Below are 21,145 nucleotides of genomic sequence, written 5' to 3' on the forward strand. Positions count from 1 at the left end.
TCCACTACGAACTTATCCCAAAAATCCAAGGAGGATTCCTGTCCATGAACAAAAATCGAGTATTAACGCTGCTTCTCTCTTCCATTTTCATTTTATCTGCTGTTGGATGTTCTTCTGTTACACCTACCGCGTCCCCATCCGATGCACCCATGACCATTATTGCTTCTGAAGATTACCCGAGTTATGGCAGCATTGGCGACCTGTCCGAGAGAGCAAATACCATTGTAAAAGGTAGTGTTGTTGAGACTCGTGTGGAAGCTTTAAACGATATTGTACAAGTTACTGATGCTGCCAATGAAAACGAGTTAAACCCCTCGTCCGATCTGGGCGGAGAGCCAGCTTCTTTTGACAAAATCTATACGATCCACACGATTCAGGTCGCTGAATCCTATAAGGGCGGTTACACTGCCGGGGAAAAACTTGAAGTGAAGCAACTTGGCGGACAACTTGGCAACACCGAGATTATTAATGATGACAACCTCAAGCTGATTCCTACCAAAGACTATGTACTCTTCCTGGAAACGTATGAAGACACCCCTGCCAGCCTGCTCAACTCCGTTCAAAGTCTCTACGTGATCAAACCTGCCGCCAAGTCGAATCAGCCAGGTCAGCAACAATCACAGTCAGAAGTCATTGTGAGCGCAAACCCCGAGAATGACCTCACACTGCAACTGGAGGATCTGCAAGAAATTCAGAACGAACAAAAGACCGAATAAACTCTTATACGGTAATCACACCACACTGTTATTTCATCTCCGTACAGGCAGCTAATCCCCTCTACTGTTCAGTCCTACATAAGAATATGAAAAACCGTGCTGCTCAGCAAACTGGGCGGCACGGTTTTTTGAAGTTCCTTATTTAGACGGTGTATTAAGTCCAATAATCCATTCAGCCAGATCCTGTGTCTGTTTCAACAAGGCAATAGGGTCACGGAACCAGGATTGTTCTTCCGTCCATATGTACACTTTTCCATTTTTGATAGCAGGCAATGAACCCCAGATCGGATCTGCCTGAAGGTCTTTCAACTGAGACTTGCTGGTCAGCACAATGTAATCTCCAGCGTATTTGGAGAGCAGTTCTATGGAGAATTCATGATAGGCGCCCTGCATCAACTCGGATGGAATGTTCTTTGGTGCTTGCAAACCAAGCAATTCGTAGATGTTACGCCCTCCCCGGCCCGACTGATTGCCAAAAATGAAGACTTGGCGATCATATTCCTGCATAACGGAGAATGTAGCATCAGCTGGAACAACACTCTGCACCTCCTGCTTGATTTTGGCAATCTCCTCATCAAAATCAGCCAGCCACTTCTCTGCTTCCGCTTCTTTGCCAAGGACTTTACCGAAATAGTTCACTTCGTCCTTGAGTGTCGGAAAAGTGATGGATGCGATCGAAACGGTCGGAGCAATCTTGCTATATTTCTCATAAGCCGCCTTGTCCGGATTCAATGTAATAATGAGATCAGGTTCCAGCTCCATCAATTGTTCAACGGAATCCCCTATCGTTTCAAGACCATCCATGTGACCTTCCAGATAAGGACTGTTCATTAGAAATTGGCCTCCACCAATCGGTTTGACACCAAGAGCAAGCACCGTTCCCAGATAATCTATGGCAGCAACTCGCTCGGGATGTGCAGGAATCTCTACCTCACCAAAGGTCGTATTTACCATTTGGGTCTCCACGACTGCCGGTTGTTCGGGTTCAGCCGCAACTTCGGATGTTTCTGCCCCCTGCTGGGCTGTTCCACAAGCACTCAATGTGAGTACAAGCGCAAGCGACATAATCGCTGATTTAAAATGGTTAAACATGTTGATTTCCTCATCTCCCTTATATTGATAATGATTATCATCATCAATTAAAGGATACCGTTCATCCCCTCCTGTTACAATGGATTCATTTGTTGCATTTAATGTACTTTTTGAAACTGATTTCGAGTTTTCCTGCTGCTTCAACCGATATTGCCCTGGTGTTATACCGATCTCTTTTTTGAATATACGATTGAAATAAAACGGGTCCATATAACCCACATACGCAGCAATCTCCTGTAATGAAGCTTCTGTGGACGCAAGCAGACTCCTTGCCTCACCCATTCGTAACCGAATCACATATTCTGTCGGTGTACATCCCGTCTGTTCCTTGAATTTGCGTGATAAATATTGCGGACTGTAACTCAAGGACTGGGCAAGCGAATCAAGTGAGATGGATTCCCGGTAATGAGCTTTGATATATCGCAAAACCTGATCGGTAAGCGAAGGCTGTTGAACTTCGTTAGACATGCGACTCCGCTGTAACAAGACAAGCTGTACCAGTTGAAAAAAATACACTTTGACCTGAATTTTGCCCACTCGCTCCTGCCCTGACCAGCATTCATGTATATTCCGCACAAGCTCACGCAGCTCAAGTGTATGATCCGGCACTGTCGCCCAGGACTCTTCAAACGGATTACGCTGGTTCAACATCATTCGGTACTCCACAAGCACATTGGAGGGCAAGGTTGATTTGTACAAAATCAGATGTACCTCCATAACCCCTGTCGCTTCAAGTGTCAGACGTCTTCCTTTTCCCCCATGCAGCAACAAGAACTGGTTTGTAGTCCATACCTCTTCATCAAGCCAGACCTGCCCCCTGCCTTGAACATACACAAATGCACTCGTCGGTAACACATAATTGCGTATGAACTCGTGTGTTGCGAGTGATATAAGACGCACATCAAGCACGCGAACCTGAACCTGATCCCACAGCTTGATGTCATTCTGAATTCCCATATAAACTCCCTCTCCTAAGCGATCAAACACACACAATACCTTGGCATTGTGACTAAAAACCCACCTATAATTGATAATGATTATCAATTATAACAATGATGCAACCATCTTTGAAGCCTACCTTCGTTTTTGTTAGATGCCGCAAAATAAAAAACGGTCGAAATCCCTCATAGAGAGATCTCAACCATTCTAAAATTATGGCCTTATTATGTTTTGATAAAGTCAGTTGCCCTTCTCTACTCGACAAAAGACAGTAAATATCCGTATCGTTCTTCCTCCATCTTGTCTAGCGGAATAAAGCGGATCGATGCACTGTTAATGCAGTAACGTTTGCCACCACGATCTTCGGGACCATCATCGAACACATGCCCGAGGTGGATGTCACCTGCCCGGCTTCGTACCTCCGTGCGGTCCATACCAAAGCTCGTATCCGTTGTATAGGTAACAACCTCAGGTACAATCGGTTTTGTAAAACTCGGCCACCCGCAACCGGAATCATACTTATCTCGACTGGTGAATAACGGCTCTCCCGTTGCAATATCCACATACAGACCGGGCTCCTCATTATCCCAGTATTCGTTACTGAACGCATGCTCCGTATCATTGTTTACCGTGACCGCATACTGTTCGTCTGTTAAACGTTCCTTTAATTGTTCATCTGTTGGACGTGGATATTGAGCGGGATCAATTCCAATCTCCAGGTCATCCAAAACAGTCATATCAATGTGACAATATCCGTTCGGATTTTTTTCCAAATAATCCTGATGGTACTCCTCCGCCAAATAATAATTCTGCAGAGGCATTACTTCCGTTACAATGGGTTGGTCATATTTTTCTTGCTCTGCCTCTACAGCCTGCTCGATGATTTTGGCATCTTCAGGCAACGTATAATATATGCCAGTCCGATACTGAACTCCACGATCATTGCCCTGCTTATTCAAGCTGGTAGGATCAATAACTCGAAAATAAGATTCAAGCAATTTCTGCAAAGATACTTGTTGCGGATCATATTTTACATGAACAGTCTCCGCAAACCCCTGGTCCCCGCGAATAACATCCTCATATGTTGGATTCTTTCCTTCACCGTTGGCATAACCGGAAGTCACATCCTGAACCCCTGGAATACGAGCCATATATGCCTCCACACCCCAGAAGCAGCCTCCTGCCAAGTACAGGTTACTCAGGTTTTCCTCAGAGACACTCGAAGCCTTGACAGGTTTAGTGGATATCGAAGATGAAGCTGAATGGCTCTCAGCCCTGTTTCCACAAGCAGACACAACTATCGCTATAACAAGGAGGCACAGGCACAGCAGCGTCCTTTTCATGACACTTCCTCCTTTCTCACAAAATCTCTTGTAATGACTCCATGATCTGTTCATTGGATGCATGCCCTGGCTGCGATTTCGTTAAAATACCATCAGAGCCAATATAAAAGGAACTAGGATATGCTCTTACGCCAAATTTCTTGGCCCATACACCTTTCTCATCCAAAAGAACAGTTATGTTATCATACGGCTGTTGGTCAAACCATTCGGTAAACGCTTGGGAGGATTTCTCTCCTTTGTAGTCTGGCGTCACAATCGTAATGACTTGAAAATCATTGTTTTGACCAGCCAAATTGTTCAGGTCTTCCAAACCCGCAAGACAGATGGAACACCAGGAAGCCCAGTATTTCACATACACTTTCTTGCCTTGAACATCAGAAAGTCCAACCGTGTTTCCTTTCAGATCACGCAATGAAAATTCAGGAGCCGTCTCGCCCTTGTTCATCATGGTTGACGAACTCATATCGGATGTTGATGCTGGGGTTGATGATGACCCCGTTTGTTTTGTATCTGTTTGCTGTGATCCACATGCGCTCAAGATCAACAGGGCTCCAGCGAATACGATTACAGATACCATCCATTTCCGTACCGTCTTCATACTAAATTCCTCCAATGATTATTGAAACCAGGTCACCAAGCTGTTTAGTCGGTCTGTCATTAACAATAGTCCCATGACAATAAGAATACAGCCGGAAGTTATTTTGATGACGCCCATGTACTTGTATAAACGACGTATCCGCTTCATAACATATTCCGAAAAAACGGACAGAATCAGGAAAGGAATCGCCAATCCAAGGGTATACAGGAACATGAGAAACCCGCCATACAGTGGAGAGCCTTCTCCTGCGGCGATACCAAGAATGGCCGCCAGCACAGGCCCGATACAAGGCGTCCAGCCAAAACTAAACGTTAGACCCAACAGGAACGCTCCGACATACCCTCCCCGTTTGGCTTGATTGCTTGACAGCTTCCTCTCCCGTTCCAGCCAGGATAGCCGGATCAACCCGGTTTGATAAATCCCAAAAAGCACCACGATGCCTCCGCAAATCGCAATAAACACAGGACTTGAGATCAAATTACCAACCATGCCGGAACCAAAACCGAGTAAAACAAATACCAGGGACAGCCCAAGAACAAATAAAAATGTCCGCAAAACAAGTGTGGACCGCAACCGAACCGAATTGGTGTCAGGCTGCTGCTGATTCGTACCGTTGACCATGCTTCCGGATAGATAAGACACGTATACCGGGATCAGCGGCAGAATACATGGCGCAAAAAACGATAACAATCCTGCACCAAAAACCCCGAAAAGAAAAACCAAATCACTGGTCAAGTCATTCACCACCTGAATAAATACTACGTTTGATTAATCAAGGTTAACGACTGACGTAGATCGGAAGCGTGAACCAGAAGCAGCTTCCTTCTCCTTTTGTACTCTGAACCCCGATCTCGCCACCATGGAGTTCCACAATCGATTGAGCGATGGCAAGGCCAAGCCCGGCCCCCCCATTACTCTTGCTACGTGATTTGTCAATTCGATAAAAACGTTCAAATATACGCGAAGTCTCCTCCGCTTCAATGCCTTCCCCTTCATCCGTAACTGAAATTCGTATAAACGGCCCCTTTTCTTCGGCAGCCAGAATGATTTTTCCTTCAACAGGAGAGTATTGAATGGCATTTTGCAGCAAATTGGAAAGGACCCGCTTCATTTGTGCAGGCATCATGACCGCGGCTGGTAATTTATCGGGCAAATTGATTTCAACGTTCAGCGTTTTCTCGGCGAGATGAAACGAAAAACTCTCCAACGTACTGAGCAGCAACTCATCAACGTGACAAGGCTGAGGGTCAAATACCTCCCCTTGCGCTTCCAGGCTGGATAATTCAAACAAGTCTTGAATAAGCCCTCCCAAACGCTTCGTCTCAAGTCGTATCGTGTTCAGGTAACGTTGAAAGGTTTCTTTATCCTTAATGACATCATCCTCCAACGCTTCGACGAATGACTGAATGGATGCCAAGGGAGTTCGTAAATCATGGGATACATTGGCGATCAACTCTCGTCTCGCGGTTTCTGAGTGATGCAGATGATCAAAGCTTTCCTTCAGCTTGGAACTCATTTCATTAAATTGCTGTGCCAGGAGCTTAAATTCCTGCGTACCGATGAGAGGGACTTCCGTATGGAAATCCCCTTCGGCAATTCGTATTGTCTGCTGTGTAATTCGCGCAATTGATTTCTCCAATGGCTTAGTCAGCAAATATTGAAGAATAAACGAAAGCAAGCCTACCCCTGCCGTTATAGCCGATAACCAATACAATTGTTCGATCGTAAGCAGCATTTTGGAATAACTGATGAACAAACAAATTAATAATACGCCAATGCCCGTGAGACTGGACAACACCAAGTATGTGCGAAGTTTCATGAACTACCACCCGCAAACTTGTATCCTATGCCCCAAACTGTTTTAATATATTTTGGATCAGAAGGATTCTGTTCGATCTTCTCTCGTAATCTCCGAACATGTACAGTCACCGTTGTTGTATCTCCCTCATAGCTAAAATCCCAAATCTTGCTTAACATCTGATTACGGGAGAACACCTGACCCGGGTGACTTGCCAGCAAATACAACATCTCAAACTCTGTAACGGTCAATTCAATTACCTGCCCGCTGATATGCACTTCACGCTTGGTAAAATCAATGGTAAGCCCTTCATAATTGATCGTATATTCAGATGTTGTAACAGGTGATGCCTGCGCAATTCGCATTCTCCGCAGGATTGCCTTCACACGCAAAACAAGTTCTCTCGGACTGAATGGTTTGGTCAGATAATCATCCGCCCCCATCGTCAGTCCCATCAGACGGTCCTGCTCCTCCCCCCGGGCCGTCAGCATTACAATGGGCACATCCTCAGTTTGCCGAATCTCGTTGCAAACTTCCCAACCATTCTTATGTGGCATCATCAGGTCGAGCACAATCAAGCTTGGCGTTTGGCTGTGCCACAGCTCAATAGCCTCCAAACCGTCCTTAGCCGTCACGACAAGATAACCTTCCCGTTCCAGATACCTGCGACAAACGTCCGTAATATTTGTATCATCATCGGCAACCAGTACACATTCATTCAAACGAACCCACCCCATATTCCAGAAAATACATTTGAGCCAATCATATCATATGGTGATGGCGATGCTTAGCCCTTAAATTACTTCATTCCCATGGCTGGCATCATGTATTGTTTAATTACAGACTCAGCCGCATACGAATTCCCTTCATGGATGACAGGCATCGATTTCAAGTTAACTTGCATACCGTCTACCATGATTTTTTTCGATCCAATCCACAATTTAATCGTTTTCCCCGCAGGCATCATCGTTTCTTCCATCATCATGTCGTCTTTCATCATCATGTCGTCTTCCATCATTTTGTCGTCATTCATCTTCATGTCGTCTTTCATCATGGTGTCGTCTTTCATCTTCATGTCGTCTTCCATCATGGTGTCGTCTTTCATCTTCATGTCGTCCATTTTGCCCATATACATCAAAGTTACAGATCTGTCCTTGCTGTCCCACATAATGCTGTAATCATACATTTTCGCCGCCTGTCTCAATTGAACAAGCTCCATGCCATCCTTTTTAATCGTTTTCATATCTGTAGCACTTGCCAATCCAGAAAAGGCCATAGACATCATCAATACCGCTGCTACCATCGCTTTTTTGCTCTTATTTGTTTTCATCATTCTTATCACTCTCCATTCGTTTATTACTTACATGGATTACAATAAGCAAGACAGCTTACGATTCTCTAAGCGAAGTATTACGAAACCATTACGATATATAAATGGGGTCAGGTTTCAATAAAAAAAACGGTTGAAATCTCTCTTGCGAGAGACTTCAACCGTTTCTTCTAGGTCAAACGAATAAAATCAATCATGGATCGAACCTCGATCGGTCCCGGATTTGATATCACATCATTAGACTGCAATCCCTCTCTGGAAGTGAACTGCACCTTCACCGGAATGCCAGGAATCAAGTCGAAGAAGTTATCTGAGAAGACACCCTCCACATCCGAAGATAGCCATACCTGTTTAGCAAGCACGTCACTTTCCAGTACCAGATGAACGCCGTTCTCATCCGCTCCTCCGCTTACATTGATGTTTGCAGGCTGCAGAGCAAGGTCTTTGGACGGTACAAAATAGTGTTCCTGTACGATATTCGCAGCACCTTCCTGTTTCAGATCCAGGCGCAGCAGCGTGTTAGCTGTATCATGACCTTCAAGCCATTCCACGTTACGTAATGACAGCACTCGATCACCTGTATTAGATGCCAAGGTCACGTCATGTGTTTCATCACGATGCACCGTTCCATCGAACCCGAGCAAACGAATCTGTAACTGCCCTTTAACAGGTTGTAATTGATCCGAGATGATATATATATCTGTTGTATCTTCTTTGGTTCCATCTACCGATACCAACACATCGCTGAAGCTGCGTTTCGCATAATATTGCAATGCTTTCCAACGACCAAGGTAGTCCATACCTGCCCATGAAGCCACTGGCCAGCAGTCATTCATTTGCCAGTAAAGTGTGCCCATGCAGAATGGTTTGCGGCGACGGTGCGCTTCAATGGCTGTCTTCATCGCTTCCGCTTGAAGCACCTGACTCATATACAGGAACGATGGGAAGTCCTTCGATTCATGCATGTACATATCCATGTACTGTTTGATCAGACGATTACCTGCCCCATTCTTTTGATGAGCCAGCATGACTTCCGACTCCAGAGCCAGATCTTCTTCTTCCGCGTAAGTGCGTACTGACTTGTACTCCGGGAAAGACTGGAATCCATATTCACTCATGAAACGACCCACATGCACGTTGTAGTTCTCGAACGGTTCTACATTGTGCCACACGCCCCAGTAGTGGATATCCCCTTCAGCTGTGGATGGGTGCGCATGTTGCGTCTCATCCCCTGTCAGTGATACCAGTGGTGAGGAAGGCCAGTAATCCACACCTGGCGCATACGCTTCAACGACTTCTGGCAGCAGATCATGGAAGATGGCTTCGTAATCGGCCCAGATGCTTTCACGCTGCTCGGCAGTAAATTCCTTTTTCCAACCCCAGCCACCATTCTCAACATAGTGAGCCCAAGCCGAATCAATCTCGTTGTTCCCACACCAGAGTGCAATACTTGGATGGTTGCGCAGACGTTTCACATTATCAATCGCCTCATGTCTCACACTGTTCAGGAACGCTTCATCTCCTGGATACATGCTGCACGCAAACATGAAGTCTTGCCATACCAGGATTCCGTATTCATCACACAGTTCGTAGAACACATCCTGCTCATAGATTCCGCCACCCCACACGCGTAGCATATTCATATTAGACTCGGCTGCGGATACGATCTCATGACGATAACGTTCATGAGTAATTTCAGTGATGAAGCTATCATTTGGAATGTGATTGGCCCCTTTGGCAAAGACCGCAACACCATTTAGTTCAAAGTAAAAGGATGCTCCTGCTTCATCTTTGTCACGTACCAGCCGAATGGAACGAAGCCCCGTCTTCACTGTAGATTCAGCCACAGCTCGCTCACCTTGAAGCACTTCGGTAAGGAAGGTGTACATATGCGGATCACCAAGCCCACGGCTCCACCACAGTTTCGGTTCATCAATAGAGATTGGAATCTCCACAGTCTGAGTTCCGGGTTGTAGTGATACGGATCTTTCCCATCTCTGTCCATCTGCGCCGATACGAATAATCGTATCTACCGCTTGTGATGTCTCGACTTCCACAACAGCAGTTAATGAAGCTGAGGTAGCGCTTACTTCATTTTGCTGGATATACACATCATTGATTCGTACCTGTGTCCAACCTTCAAGACGTGCTTCACGCCAGATCCCACTGGTTACAAAACGCGGACCCCAGTCCCAACCATAGTGATACGGGGCTTTACGTGCAAAAATACTTACTCTCTTGTCGCCAAGTCCACCAACATCGGACTGATCATTCGATGCAGGTAATGCATATCCGAGCTTCTCCAGCTTAGGCAGATCTTCCTGAATTGGTGACCGAAAACGTATTCGGAGAATGTTGCCGTTCCCCTTCAATACAGACTTTACATCTGCCTTCCATACCCGGAACATATTATCTGCTGATAACACATGCACATTATTCACATACACATCCGCATATGTATCCAGACCATCAAACACAAGTTCCAGATTTTCCTGGGAGAACAACCCTTCGGCAACGTCAAATTCCGTCTGATACTCCCAATCTATCTTATCAATCCATTGTACTTCCTTCTCGTTTGTTCCATAAAAAGGATCTGGAATCTTGCCCAGCTTCAGCAAATCTGTATGCACACAGCCGGGCACCTGAGCCGGCATCCACTCTTGATCTTCGCAAGCCTTGAACTTCCAATTCTGAAAAACATGTGATTGTATTGTGCTCATGACAGCCTCCATTGTTGTTAGAGTTGGTAAATATTATTTTGTTAGGTTTTGTTATCATAAAAACAAATAACTTACAAAACAAAATTAACACGATATGCTTCTTATAGTCAATCTGTTTTGTGATTTAATTTGTTAAACAATCTCTGCATAACAAAAAGACATGAAGCTCTAACCTCTCCATGTCTTTCACCTGATTTCATTTACCCGTATGATCATTGTTAAAATGAGCCCGTAAATTCATATCCCATTACAGTATACTGGCGTTATATTCATCACGAATAATTAATTCCGAATAGATCAGCTTGCGTTCATAAGGTTCATCCAGGTGTTTGATCCGCCACAATAGCTGGTCTACTGCTCTCGTTCCCAGATTCTCTTTGTTAATATGTACCGAAGCAAGTATGGGTTCATCCGTCTGCGTATTGTCAAATCCGGTTACGGCACAACGTTCAGGCACCTGAATGCCTCGACTTTGGAGTGCCTGAATGACAATAACAGCTGTATGGTCATTTGCACATACGATAACTTCAGGGATATCCTCCAGCTCCATTTCAGCAATGGATCTCCGGATCTGATCATACTCTGGTCCCAGCAAGCCGTCTTGCTGTTCCCCCTCCAACTGTTTCTCTTCCAGCACCATACGATATCCAAGCCAGCGTTCTCTAAAACTTGCTGCATCGGGCAGTTGCCCGGCAAACTGGAACCTTCTATACCCTTTACCAACGAGCATGAGAACCAGTTCTTTCATACATTTCATATTGTCCGTAAAAACCGAGTCTGCGTATATGGCAGGGTCTTCATGATCCACCATGACAAGCGGAATACGCAGTCTGTAAATCTCCAGCAATACCGATGTCGAGATGGTGCCCACGGTAATGACTCCGCTGATTGCTTCGGGATTAAGGACCGAGAACATCCGATCTGAAGAGGGTTCTGTCAGCGTTAAAATATCCATCCCCTTCTCATTCAACCTCTCAGAAATGCCATCAAACACAGGCCCCCAGTATAAGGAAGCTCGATTCTGAGAACGAATGTTGGGGAACAAAATCAATATGGTGCCTTGTCGCTCCGCTTCTGGCTTCATCTCCGTTGATATCTGTGTCTCCCCCGGATAACGCTTAGGCTCAGTTCTGAAATACCCGAGCTGCCCCGCTGTTCTGACAATCATCTCGCGTGTATGCTCACTCACACCAGGCTTGCCCGTCAGCGCACGGGAGACTGCGAATTTGGATACCCCCGCAGCATCCGCAATTTGCTGCATCGTTACTCTTTTGGCCATCCTACTCACCCGTTTTTCCTAATTTTCCATTCAGTGTAGCATAAAAAACAAAAATCAACAAAACAAGGTTATGTTATTCTGTTTTTGTTAGGTAGTAGTTTATCTGTTTCACAAGGTGTGCGACATAACCAAAAAAGGCCCTCTCCCCACCTTCCATAGAAGATGACGAAAGGACCCTTTGTCCGCCAATTATACGCCTGGTGCTCCCTGATCGCCGAGTTCCGACTGTAAAACCGGGCGTTTTCTGCGCCAGAAGATAGGCTGTGGAAGTTTGATCTCTGTGATCAGAACACCAACCAACATCAAAGCTGCTCCCGCATACCCTTGCAACGTTAGCGATTCCCCTTGAAAGGTAAATGCAAAGGCTGCTGCAAACAGTGGTTCGAGTGAAAAAATCAGACTTGTTCTTGTGGGAGAGGCATGACGCTGCGCGAGTGTCTGCAGAATATACCCCAAGCCGCTACACAACACACCTAACCCGAGAATGGCTGCCCAGGATTCAGCCGTATCGGGCATACGTGGCGTTTCCAGCATAAATGTAGCTGCAATTCCCCACATCGCCGCAACACCCAATTGAACTGTTCCCAATGTTAACGGATCAAGCTTCGGTGTAAACTTGCCAGCAATCATTATATAGATGGCATACACAAGTGCTGCTAGTATGCAGAGAATATCTCCCGTGTGCAGACTAAGCTGATGTTGAAGCGTCAGCAAGCCAAGACCGGTAACTGCAACCAGGATACTGAGCGTCAATCGTTTATCCGGCATACGACGATGCTGGATCGTCGTCAGGATCGGTACAAAAATAACGGCCAAACTTATTAGGAATCCCGCTTGAGATGTCGTGGTTCGTTGCACACCATAGGTGATGAATACAAATGCAGCGAATAAAGCTGTCCCCATAATAGCGCCTGCCACAAGTGTACTGCGATCCATCTTAAACAACCGCCGATGAAAAAGAATCCCTGCCGCAATAAAGGCAATTCCAAAACGAAATGCGACCAGATTCAATTCTTGCATGGACTCCAGGCCCGATTTCATAAACAGATAGGAGGATCCCCATATAACCGTTGCGAGCAGCATCTGTATGTCCGCTCTTCTTGTTGTCTGACCTTGACTAACCTGTACACCATTCATCTTGCTTCAACCTTCATTCTATGTATTCTGATCTGTGTGATCGTGCGTCAAACTAACTCGCCTTGGCAAGTATAAACCATCTCTTTGCATTATTAAAATGAATATTTATAATGGATTATATGAAATAAACTCATGCATCAAAAATGGAAGGGAACGGAACCATTCATGTCACTGATCAAATACGAAATATTGAATACCGTTGTGGAATATGGCAGTCTCACCAAAGCGGCAGAAGCGTTAAACATCACCCAATCCGCAGTCAGCCATGCCATCGCCAGTCTGGAGACAGAATGTGGTTTTTCCCTGCTCCATCGCAGCCGCTCAGGTGTGCGGGTTACCGCTGAAGGGGAACGCATTCTGGGATACACACGTGAGATTCTGCGCTGGACGGAACTCATGAACCAGGAAGTCTCCCTCATTCGCGGCGCTGAGATTGGTACGGTGCGTATTGGTACCTTCGCAAGTGTCTCCACACAATGGCTGCCGGGCATCCTGAAACAATTTCGCCTGCGTCATCCCGGAATTGAGATTAAGCTGTGGGAAGGCGATTATGCTGAGATTGAGGGCTGGCTAGCTGGAGGTGCCATCGATCTCGGATTTCTATCCCTCGGCGATTCATCACCTTTTGAGACGATCCCATTACAAAAAGACAGGATGATGTGCATCCTGCCTCTGGATCATCCTCTCGCCTCAGAGGAGTCTGTTTCGTTTGATGTTTTACTGGAACAACCCTTTATTCTGCCCAAGTGGGGCGGAGATAACGAGATTGAACGACTGATCCGGCAGCATGCGGCCAAGCTCAATGTCGTCTATGAAGTAGCCGAGGATCAAGCCATTATGGCGATGGTCCGTAATGGCCTCGGTATCAGCCTGCTTCCGGAAATGGTTCTTCAAAATCATACCGATTCACTCGCGCTCGTGCCACTCTCTGGAGATCCTTATCGTACAATTGGCATGGCCTGCCCATCTTTGGGCAATCTATCGCCAGCTACGCGGCGTTTCATTGAAGAGGTACAACAGTGGCTCGGCCAGGTAATGTAAATTTGGAGAACTCACTACCTGTCGTCATGATCGACTTTTTCTATCCATTACTCACATTACTCACAAATTGGATAACACCAAGAGTCAGCAACAGTACAGATATAATCGCAATCGTGATGCCAAAACCAATCAGGAAGCGCACGCCAGGTGAGCGTTTGCCCTGTTGGCTCTCTCCCAATCTATCCAGCTTCTGCTCAATTTGATCCAACCTTTCATTTACCTGTTTCAGATCTTGATTGGAGTTCATTCATCCATCTCTCCCTTTTCTGTGTATTCGATCTATTCCCACACCCGATCGAGCTGATCTGCGTAGTAACGGATTGCTCTGTTATAGTCATTGATTCTCTTGTCACTTGATGTGTCCGCAAGTTGCACGAGCAGTCTTTGCATCGCTTCTGCATGTTCACCCAGATTGTAGAGCACCATGGCATAGAAAACTTCAAATTCCCGGTACGCCGGGAATTCTTTCAAGCCCGTTTCAAACCAAACCTTTGCCTGCTCATACTGTCCAAGCGTTCGATATGTGCTGCCCAGCCCGAGTATCGCCCCTGCTCTGTCCTCACCAGAAAGACCAAGACTCAGTGCCTTCTCATAATGCGGGACAGCTTCCCGCTCCAATCCAAGCGAATCATGTGCCCAAGCCAGCTGATACCAGACATTGGCATTCTCGGGTTCCTGGACTGTAATCTCTTGCAGTAGTTCAATCGCTTCCTGCACCTTGCCTTCTTGTCTCCATTGCACGGCCTGTTCCAAATTACTCATGCTGTCACTTCCCATCTTGCATTATAATTTCCACATATATAATTCAATTGTTTTATTATACCAAAAAAGCACCCTATAGAATATGTTGTAACAACTCAAGGTTGTCCAAACGCTATTCCATCGTGTGCTTTTTCATTCGATGCAGCCTGTTATAAAAAATGGACTAAAGCATATTTCCACTGGACACTTCGATGACAGAACCACCTTCCGATCGCTGTTATCCCCGGATTTTTCGAATCATTTTAACAAAGGTGAAAATCCGGGGATAAAGGCGAACGCTTTCGCTTCTTCAGGTTCTTTCTGTCCTCTCCGTTTTGTGTAAATGTTTAGTTCAATTTATATAGCTTAAGCTGAAATCTCTCTGAAAACGATCTGTTCATCGTTTAATTATGACCATACCGTATTCGCTACCATAACAATAAATACAATCATGAGATAGTTCACCGAGATCAAAAAGTTTAATTTTGCCCACTTCTCATCATCCTGTGTCTTCAGTCCGCTAAGGGTATGCACAAACCAGATCAGTCCACCGACCAGAGATACAATCAGAAATACCAGACCTACGTAGTCGTAATAATACAACAGGAATACAGCAGGAAGCAGCAGAAAAACATAAGGAATCATCTGAAACTTGGTGCGTTTCACCCCTTTAACCACTGGCAACAACGGGAAGCCCGCAGCGCGATACTCCTCTACCCGGCGAATACCCAATGACCAGAAGTGTGGTGGTTGCCACAAGAATAATAGTGCAAACAGCAACCAGGCACCTGCATCAATTTCATTCGTTACAGCCGTATAACCGATGACAGGCGGCATCGCTCCCGCAATTCCACCCAGTGACGTGCTCCACGTTGAACTGCGTTTCAACCACATCGTGTAAATCACGATGTAAGCGAACCACCCAAGCAGTGCCATCCACCCTGATAACGGATTCACCAGGAAAAATAGTACTGCTAGTCCCACAACACCAAGGATAATGCCATAGCCAAGTACAAACCCTGGCTTCAGATGGTTAATGTAATCCATCCTTTTTTTGGTGCGCTCCATCTTTTGGTCCAATTCACGATCCCAATAATTGTTGATTACACAAGCTGAAGCAATAACCAAAGTTGATCCAATCACGACCATGAGCAGAGATAACCAGTTGATATCCCATTTTGAAGCTACCCAGAACCCTACCGCCACCGCAAACACATTTAACCTTAGAAGTCCGGGCTTAGTTAATGCAATCATGTCTTTAAGCATGAGGCTCCTCCTGAACTATGTAAAAACGCCATTCCAATAATGATACATGTACCTACCATTAATTACAATCGCTTTCATGAATTTGTCATAACCAAAAAGCATCCCTCACCGTTCCAATGAACAGGAGGAATGCTTGATGATGGATTTCATCTTATTTTATGGGATGTATTGTTGCACAATTTTAGTAACTTTTCCGTCCTGCACCGTCAGATGATACGGGAATACGGATAGATCAAGAATACGGGTATTCTCATACAACGATTCGAACTTGGATAATGTCACAGGTTCATTCCACTGAATATCTGCGCCCTGCATCGTACCATCCCGATCATACAACTGCATCAATACTTCAGCATCGGCACTAACCTCAACCTGTTCCTGCTCTTTGCTATCATTGACAATATAGTAACCATCTGGAGCACCGTCTATACCTGCTTCCGGATTGCGCTGTGCAAAAATCGCATCAGCTTCTTCACCCTGATACCAGCCAATCTTGTCCACTGTCATAAACAATTTGCCGTCTTCTATATGCATACCTTCAACATAGGCTGTAAACATCTCGGAGTTTGCAACTTGAGCTTCTTTCGCAGAAGGTTGTTGAGCGTCCGTACTACCTTGAGCATTCGCAGGGGTAAGTAAATATGTAGTCAGCACAATCATGCCAAGTAAAGCAACAACTGCACCGATCATTCCTAGTTTCCATTGTTTTGTCGCGTTCTTCATAGGTAACATCTCTCCTTAATATGAACGTTACTATTCCTTAACCGGAAGTCTTGCTTCTCAAACGCTCATGTGAACTATCGATTCCAACGTTCTTTCTTTTCCTATCATACTTCGAACAGGGATTATAAAAGTATCAGCCAGATTAAAAATAGTTACAATGTGCGTCATCACTCCTGTCTGTAGTCTCCGTAAACGGCAATAACCCCTGAAGGCATCGCCATTCAGAGGTTATTTACTAGGGGTTTGTCTTTTTAACTCAGGCAAGTGATACGTTGAAGGATGTCTGTGTCCAAATCATCTTGAAGTCCAAGCTACCTAGTCCTGACGAATGGTCCAGATAACTAAGGAATCGAGGACGTCTTATTTGGTCTTCTGGCGGTCCTTTTATTTTGTAAGGAGCATGAGACACGTTATTTGCCAAAATTTCCTGGAAATACGCTATTAACGGCTGTTTATACCAATATAACGTGTGTCAGATTCCTTAGATTGCTACGGGACTTTCAAACCCCTGAATAAGACGTCACAGGTTCGTTAGCGCTCCCCTCTCTATGCCCTGCTCCAGACACGTTCAGAGTTACGCTCCAGCTTTTGGCAGGTTTTTGGCAAGTTTGAAGACCTGCTCAAAATATTTCTTATGCTTACCCATAGATACTAATCTTAATGATTGGGTGTGGAGCTTTGTGCCAAACGAACGAGCATATGAGCCAGCATGTGACGTTCATCTTCTTTGCCGACATTCCACAACTCCTGCAGCAGTTTTTCTTCACGATTACGTGGTTCCTCCCGAGCTGCCAGATAATCCGCTACTTTCTCGGCAATTTTGGCCATCTGCTCCTCACTTAGTCCAATCGATTCTCCCATGGCAATTCGCTTACCCAGGTATTCTTTGAACGCATCAAAGTTCTGTAAAATCTGTTCTCTTTCTTCCGGCGCAATCTTCTCAATTGCATTGTCCACCTTGTCAGTTGATACTTGGCCATCTTTATGGATTACATGATTTTCTTCATTCATCTGAATAACCTCCTGCATAATAGTTGTTTATTGGTTTGAAGCTTTAAACTTAATACTCATTGGTTATCTATAATATAAACGTATTGCAGAAGTTTAATCAGTACGTTCAATTCAAGTACACGTTTCAAAAGAACTACAGCGGTTAATCGTTTACATATACGTAACGGTGTTTGGATATGTTAATGAACAACTTATACAATATCGAACCAGGAGGGATTTCCATGCGTGATAAAACCAAACATGAGAAGACAAACGATGAACTTGAACCAGGAGTGAATACCGTTATCCATCCAGACAAAAATAATCCCGGACCAACCGATATGATCGAAGGCGTGGTTGGTGATATCGTGGACAACATTCGCAAAGACTTCTCACATGACTCAAAGGACAAGACGTCTTCTTCCAAGCCAACGGATTCATCAGACAAATAAGCGTAATCCTCTTCTCCCTAGCAAAAGATAGCTCAAAAAGTCCTCCTGCCACATGCATGGCTTGGGAGGACTTTTTTGGTAATGAGCAATGGAATAATCAACCTCATAGTTGGAGGTGAAATTCATCGTGAATCCTTGGTCATCTGCTGTAACGCCTTATGAATCCAGATCGCGGCAATGGAACCTTCACCCATCGCAACGGTTGCTTGTTCTGCGTGCAGGCCCAGATCCCCGGCTATCCATACATTATTCGCTGCCTGCAAGCTGCGCGGATCGGCTTCCACATGTTTATTATCTGCGATTACAGCTCCAAGTTGCTCCGCCAGTTCATAGTGTACCCGATTGCCTCCAAATGCGATAAATCCACGCTCCGACTCAAAAATCTGTCCATCTTCGGTCAGAACACCGGTGATATGGCCATCCTCAATCTGTTGCACTTCCTGAACAGCCGCTTCCAGATATCGAACTCCCGCCTCTTTCATGCTGCGATGCAGCTCTGCAGATATGGGAGCCTGCTCATGATTGATATATAACAGATCATTCGTACGCTGAATTAAAATCATCGCCATATTGGCACCTGGTTCGCCAGATCCCAATAGTACCGTACGTTGATCCTGAATCTCATAACCATCGCAATCAGGGCAGACATACACTGTTCGGCCCAGCGTAGGGGTTAGTCCCGGAATGTCCGGAACTCTATCCGTGAGCCCCGTTGCCAATAACACGGTTTTGCTCCTATATTCAGTTCCTGAAGTACCGAACAATTGGATCATCTCTCCATGACGTCCTGCTTTAACAATACGGTCTTTCTCAAAAGATACACCGGTCTGCTCTGCCTGCATCCTGCCTCGTTCTCTAAGCTCTTCACCGGATACCCCATCGGGGAAACCGAGGATATTATGATAAGTCCGGCACAACGTCGATCTGCCTTCTCCCGCGTCGATTACCAACACCTGATGAGCTGAATAACGTCCAAGCTGAATGGCTGCCTGAAGCCCTGCGAGCCCTCCACCTACAATTATGCAATCAACCTCTCGCATGCTCCTTCTCCTCCTGAACTTCCATTTATCTAATTTAATTAAACAGTTTGTCCTTATATACATTAAACCGTTCAGCCAAGCTTAAACGATTTCTGATATTGCTTATCTTATACCAAAACAAACAGACCCAAACCATCCGGCAGCATCCCGGTTCGCTTGAGTCTATCAGATTCATAAATATTTAGAAGTTATATGATTCAAATCGCGATGCATTCGAGATGGCGTTCCATACATCCGCTGTTTCGCCGCCCATATACCAGTATGCCAGTCCAGCAATTTGCCGTTGCTCACTCATTAACACTTTGGCTGATAACGAACGACTGTCCTCTGCCCATATATATCTTGGCTTACCATTACTGTTGTACCCGATAATATATTGAACCAGACTTGCATCCCATCGTCTTACAGATCCCGTAGCATGCGCACGCATTCCCTGGTCTGCCAATGTAATGTCCCAAGAGCTGGTTGCTGGATTCACGGAAGACCAGTCTCGTGTATACAATGGAAGGGCCAAAATTGTTTTGGCACGTACCACCTCGGAGAGCATGGTATCCAAAGCCTTTTCCACCCATGGAAGAGACGCCACTGATCCTGCTTTCGGATCACCGTTCCAGTGTTCCTCGTATCCCATCAGCACCATATAATCCGATACAGCGCCCAGTTTGGCATAATCAAATGCATCCGTCCAATCAGTACCCAGGTCGGGCGAAACGTCCACGGACACCACAGCACCGAGTGCGTGCAACGTAGCCGTCAAAGAGGTCACAAATGCCGTCAGCCCTTCACGATCCGCAGGATCAACATTCTCGAAGTCCACATTAATACCGTCCAGTTTATAGGTTTTGACATAAGCGGCTACCTGTGAAATCACTGCAGCTCGGTTGGCTGAGCTGGATAACATCTGATGGGTAAGTGCCGAATCGGAACGATTCCCAAGTAATGGCCATAGCTGCCTGTCGGTGGCGGATGCCCAGGAGATCAATGCAGGGTCCGCGTGATCTGTTACTTTCATACTGCTGTTCAGGAAAAACCAGCGCGGGACAAGTGTATTGACCTCAGACTGTTCCACTTGTTTCTTGAATTCAGTTGTAGTGGAGTTATATTGCCAGCCCAACTGAACGCCAAGTTCATCCCCACGTTGTAACTGCTCAGACCATGTTTTCTTTTGTAAAATGGCATCGAGCATTACGGCTGCTTCTTCTCGCGTTACCTCGTCATGTGGTCGGAACACGCCTCCGCTTCCCCGCATTAATCCAAGTTGATATACCGTCTGAACATAAGGACGTGCCCAGTCCGAGATATCCGCTGCGTCAAAATACGTTGAAGATAAGAGCGAGGTCTCTACGGGTTGTTGTTTTAACATTCGCACAAGAAGGGCAGCCGCTTCTTCACGCGTAATGGAAGCATTAGGCTGGAACGTTCCCTGACCCTTTCCTTCCAAAATAAAAAGATTCGTCATGGCGGCAACGTTGCCGTAATACCAAGCATTCATGCTTATATCCTGATAGGGATTTATATTATTTTTAACGGGCTTCAAACCTAGTAATCTCACCGCAAACGTCGCAAATTCTGCACGAGTAACGGCTTTCTTCGGTTCAAACGTAGTCTCTGACGTACCGGCAGCAATGCCTTTTGCCACCAGATGTGTAATGGCATCCTTGGCGTAACTGGTGTGCGTATCCTGAAACTGTTGCTGCACGGTTGCGGCCTGAACGGTAGAGCTGTATCCAGCCACCGATCCAAGTGTTAATAACCCGCATAAAACCATCTTCCATATCCGTTGGTTCGTTATGTCTTTTAATCTATTATTCACATCAAAAAGCCTCGCTTCATTGGATTACGATCAACTATCATCGTATCAAATTGAAGCGAGGCCGTATGTGGTTAAATGTTGGGAAATGCGAAGCTTACTTAAATCAATTTCATAACTCATTAAAATG

The 21,145-nt window shown here is 45.5% G+C and carries 20 protein-coding genes; 3 read left to right on the forward strand and 17 right to left on the reverse strand.

Going from position 1 to position 21,145, the window contains the following annotated elements:
* The first annotated feature begins 44 nt into the window (after positions 1-44).
* A complete protein-coding gene (locus MKY28_RS13565; RefSeq protein ID WP_340936192.1) occupies positions 45-716 on the forward strand; it encodes a hypothetical protein in 672 nt (223 codons plus the stop codon).
* A gap of 138 nt (positions 717-854) precedes the next feature.
* Here the strand turns inward: MKY28_RS13565 and MKY28_RS13570 are convergent, their stop codons facing one another.
* The 10 genes from MKY28_RS13570 to MKY28_RS13615 all read right to left on the reverse strand — a co-directional run bounded on the left by MKY28_RS13570 (position 855) and on the right by MKY28_RS13615 (position 12,952).
* Positions 855-2,765: an AraC family transcriptional regulator gene (locus tag MKY28_RS13570; protein WP_340936193.1), complete on the reverse strand. Its 1,911-nt coding sequence runs from the start codon at positions 2,763-2,765 to the stop codon at positions 855-857.
* A gap of 236 nt (positions 2,766-3,001) precedes the next feature.
* Positions 3,002-4,090, reverse strand: a complete 1,089-nt coding sequence (msrB, locus tag MKY28_RS13575) for a peptide-methionine (R)-S-oxide reductase MsrB (RefSeq protein ID WP_081745905.1) — start codon at positions 4,088-4,090, stop codon at positions 3,002-3,004.
* A gap of 16 nt (positions 4,091-4,106) precedes the next feature.
* Positions 4,107-4,688, reverse strand: a complete 582-nt coding sequence (locus MKY28_RS13580; RefSeq protein ID WP_340936194.1) for a redoxin family protein — start codon at positions 4,686-4,688, stop codon at positions 4,107-4,109.
* Between the two features lie 18 nt (positions 4,689-4,706).
* Positions 4,707-5,432 carry a cytochrome c biogenesis CcdA family protein gene (locus MKY28_RS13585; RefSeq protein ID WP_253507773.1) on the reverse strand — a complete coding sequence of 242 codons (726 nt, stop codon included), beginning with the start codon at positions 5,430-5,432 and terminating at the stop codon, positions 4,707-4,709.
* Positions 5,433-5,466: 34 nt separating this feature from the next.
* The gene (locus MKY28_RS13590) at positions 5,467-6,507 is read right to left on the reverse strand and encodes a sensor histidine kinase (RefSeq protein WP_076249627.1); all 1,041 of its coding nucleotides are present in this window, start codon (positions 6,505-6,507) and stop codon (positions 5,467-5,469) included.
* Positions 6,504-7,208 (reverse strand): response regulator transcription factor, encoded by a 705-nt coding sequence (locus tag MKY28_RS13595; RefSeq protein ID WP_083677370.1) that lies wholly within the window; start codon positions 7,206-7,208, stop codon positions 6,504-6,506. Before MKY28_RS13595 ends, MKY28_RS13590 begins: the two co-directional genes overlap by 4 nt.
* Positions 7,209-7,285: 77 nt before the next feature.
* Complete coding sequence (locus MKY28_RS13600) at positions 7,286-7,819, reverse strand: hypothetical protein (RefSeq protein WP_340936195.1); 534 nt, start codon at positions 7,817-7,819, stop codon at positions 7,286-7,288.
* A 167-nt stretch (positions 7,820-7,986) separates the two neighbouring features.
* Positions 7,987-10,536 carry a beta-mannosidase gene (locus MKY28_RS13605; protein ID WP_340936196.1) on the reverse strand — a complete coding sequence of 850 codons (2,550 nt, stop codon included), beginning with the start codon at positions 10,534-10,536 and terminating at the stop codon, positions 7,987-7,989.
* Positions 10,537-10,783: 247 nt separating this feature from the next.
* The gene (locus MKY28_RS13610) at positions 10,784-11,815 is read right to left on the reverse strand and encodes a LacI family DNA-binding transcriptional regulator (protein ID WP_100528793.1); all 1,032 of its coding nucleotides are present in this window, start codon (positions 11,813-11,815) and stop codon (positions 10,784-10,786) included.
* Positions 11,816-12,004: 189 nt separating this feature from the next.
* Positions 12,005-12,952, reverse strand: coding sequence for a DMT family transporter (locus tag MKY28_RS13615; RefSeq protein ID WP_340936197.1), 948 nt, complete (start codon positions 12,950-12,952; stop codon positions 12,005-12,007).
* A 165-nt stretch (positions 12,953-13,117) separates the two neighbouring features.
* Between MKY28_RS13615 and MKY28_RS13620 the strand changes: the two genes are divergently transcribed.
* Positions 13,118-13,993, forward strand: a complete 876-nt coding sequence (locus MKY28_RS13620) for a LysR family transcriptional regulator (RefSeq protein ID WP_253507762.1) — start codon at positions 13,118-13,120, stop codon at positions 13,991-13,993.
* 40 nt (positions 13,994-14,033) lie between these two features.
* On the opposite strand, the gene MKY28_RS13625 is transcribed toward MKY28_RS13620, so the two are convergent.
* The 5 genes from MKY28_RS13625 to MKY28_RS13645 form a co-directional block, all read right to left on the reverse strand.
* Complete coding sequence (locus tag MKY28_RS13625; RefSeq protein WP_282321732.1) at positions 14,034-14,240, reverse strand: hypothetical protein; 207 nt, start codon at positions 14,238-14,240, stop codon at positions 14,034-14,036.
* 32 nt (positions 14,241-14,272) lie between these two features.
* Positions 14,273-14,755, reverse strand: a complete 483-nt coding sequence (locus MKY28_RS13630) for a tetratricopeptide repeat protein (protein WP_340936198.1) — start codon at positions 14,753-14,755, stop codon at positions 14,273-14,275.
* 387 nt (positions 14,756-15,142) lie between these two features.
* Positions 15,143-16,000, reverse strand: a complete 858-nt coding sequence (gene cyoE, locus MKY28_RS13635) for a heme o synthase (protein ID WP_338708581.1) — start codon at positions 15,998-16,000, stop codon at positions 15,143-15,145.
* Between the two features lie 156 nt (positions 16,001-16,156).
* Complete coding sequence (locus tag MKY28_RS13640; protein ID WP_047842614.1) at positions 16,157-16,723, reverse strand: hypothetical protein; 567 nt, start codon at positions 16,721-16,723, stop codon at positions 16,157-16,159.
* A 657-nt stretch (positions 16,724-17,380) separates the two neighbouring features.
* Positions 17,381-17,734: a DUF3243 domain-containing protein gene (locus tag MKY28_RS13645; RefSeq protein WP_036609024.1), complete on the reverse strand. Its 354-nt coding sequence runs from the start codon at positions 17,732-17,734 to the stop codon at positions 17,381-17,383.
* Positions 17,735-17,955: 221 nt separating this feature from the next.
* Between MKY28_RS13645 and MKY28_RS13650 the strand changes: the two genes are divergently transcribed.
* Complete coding sequence (locus MKY28_RS13650; protein ID WP_340936199.1) at positions 17,956-18,165, forward strand: hypothetical protein; 210 nt, start codon at positions 17,956-17,958, stop codon at positions 18,163-18,165.
* 122 nt (positions 18,166-18,287) lie between these two features.
* Here MKY28_RS13650 and MKY28_RS13655 read toward each other — a convergent pair whose 3' ends face one another.
* Entirely contained in the window at positions 18,288-19,205 is a 918-nt protein-coding gene (locus MKY28_RS13655) for an NAD(P)/FAD-dependent oxidoreductase (RefSeq protein WP_340936200.1), read from the reverse strand.
* 181 nt (positions 19,206-19,386) lie between these two features.
* Positions 19,387-21,018 carry an S-layer homology domain-containing protein gene (locus MKY28_RS13660; protein ID WP_340936201.1) on the reverse strand — a complete coding sequence of 544 codons (1,632 nt, stop codon included), beginning with the start codon at positions 21,016-21,018 and terminating at the stop codon, positions 19,387-19,389.
* Positions 21,019-21,145 lie beyond the last annotated feature (127 nt).

The sequence above is a fragment of the Paenibacillus sp. FSL R5-0473 genome (assembly GCF_038004565.1).
Taxonomy (GTDB): Bacteria; Bacillota; Bacilli; order Paenibacillales; family Paenibacillaceae; genus Paenibacillus; species Paenibacillus amylolyticus.

What these genes read in the sequence shown, in the direction of transcription:
- MKY28_RS13565 (WP_340936192.1), top strand. Translation starts at nt 45, where the DNA reads ATGAACAAAAATCGAGTATTAACGCTGCTTCTCTCTTCCATTTTCATT.
- MKY28_RS13570 (WP_340936193.1), bottom strand. Translation starts at nt 2,765, where the DNA reads ATGGGAATTCAGAATGACATCAAGCTGTGGGATCAGGTTCAGGTTCGC.
- msrB (WP_081745905.1), bottom strand. Translation starts at nt 4,090, where the DNA reads ATGAAAAGGACGCTGCTGTGCCTGTGCCTCCTTGTTATAGCGATAGTT.
- MKY28_RS13580 (WP_340936194.1), bottom strand. Translation starts at nt 4,688, where the DNA reads ATGAAGACGGTACGGAAATGGATGGTATCTGTAATCGTATTCGCTGGA.
- MKY28_RS13590 (WP_076249627.1), bottom strand. Translation starts at nt 6,507, where the DNA reads ATGAAACTTCGCACATACTTGGTGTTGTCCAGTCTCACGGGCATTGGC.
- MKY28_RS13600 (WP_340936195.1), bottom strand. Translation starts at nt 7,819, where the DNA reads ATGATGAAAACAAATAAGAGCAAAAAAGCGATGGTAGCAGCGGTATTG.
- MKY28_RS13605 (WP_340936196.1), bottom strand. Translation starts at nt 10,536, where the DNA reads ATGAGCACAATACAATCACATGTTTTTCAGAATTGGAAGTTCAAGGCT.
- MKY28_RS13610 (WP_100528793.1), bottom strand. Translation starts at nt 11,815, where the DNA reads ATGGCCAAAAGAGTAACGATGCAGCAAATTGCGGATGCTGCGGGGGTA.
- MKY28_RS13615 (WP_340936197.1), bottom strand. Translation starts at nt 12,952, where the DNA reads ATGAATGGTGTACAGGTTAGTCAAGGTCAGACAACAAGAAGAGCGGAC.
- MKY28_RS13620 (WP_253507762.1), top strand. Translation starts at nt 13,118, where the DNA reads ATGTCACTGATCAAATACGAAATATTGAATACCGTTGTGGAATATGGC.
- MKY28_RS13625 (WP_282321732.1), bottom strand. Translation starts at nt 14,240, where the DNA reads ATGAACTCCAATCAAGATCTGAAACAGGTAAATGAAAGGTTGGATCAA.
- MKY28_RS13630 (WP_340936198.1), bottom strand. Translation starts at nt 14,755, where the DNA reads ATGAGTAATTTGGAACAGGCCGTGCAATGGAGACAAGAAGGCAAGGTG.
- cyoE (WP_338708581.1), bottom strand. Translation starts at nt 16,000, where the DNA reads ATGCTTAAAGACATGATTGCATTAACTAAGCCCGGACTTCTAAGGTTA.
- MKY28_RS13640 (WP_047842614.1), bottom strand. Translation starts at nt 16,723, where the DNA reads ATGAAGAACGCGACAAAACAATGGAAACTAGGAATGATCGGTGCAGTT.
- MKY28_RS13645 (WP_036609024.1), bottom strand. Translation starts at nt 17,734, where the DNA reads ATGAATGAAGAAAATCATGTAATCCATAAAGATGGCCAAGTATCAACT.
- MKY28_RS13650 (WP_340936199.1), top strand. Translation starts at nt 17,956, where the DNA reads ATGCGTGATAAAACCAAACATGAGAAGACAAACGATGAACTTGAACCA.
- MKY28_RS13655 (WP_340936200.1), bottom strand. Translation starts at nt 19,205, where the DNA reads ATGCGAGAGGTTGATTGCATAATTGTAGGTGGAGGGCTCGCAGGGCTT.